The organism is Erwinia sp. PPS120, from assembly GCF_047918655.1.
GTDB lineage: Bacteria > Pseudomonadota > Gammaproteobacteria > Enterobacterales > Enterobacteriaceae > Erwinia > Erwinia tasmaniensis_A.
This window is the reverse complement of the sequence record NZ_JBLREF010000011.1, coordinates 1-295: the sequence shown is the minus strand read 5'-3', so window position 1 is coordinate 295 and position 295 is coordinate 1. Positions and strand designations below refer to the sequence as shown.

The 295-nt window shown below is 61.7% G+C and carries 1 protein-coding gene; it reads right to left on the bottom strand.

The features are described 5' to 3' along the window. On the bottom strand, positions 1 to 295 hold a 295-nt coding region (locus tag ACLRGG_RS06660), incomplete at both ends, for a hypothetical protein (protein WP_416248982.1).

Here is a 295-nt window from a genome sequence, read left to right as displayed (position 1 = left end):
TTATATACCGGGATATTTCCCTTTACATGACTGCCCGGCAGGGATGATAAAGAGTGGTTCATGCCCTGGAAAGGCGTGCCGTGACGGTTCAGGTGCCGCCGCGCTGGAATGGTTGGCCCCCACAGATCTTTGCTCACGCCGGACAGTACAGAGCTGGCCTGCGCTGAACCCATGCCGCCCCTGAAGCCCGGTGTCACTCCGCCCGTCCGGCTATCCGCTGTGGAAACCGTACCGTCAATGCTGACGGGCCCGCCTTCGACGCCATCATCCATGCCGGTGCTGGCGTCCTTACCCG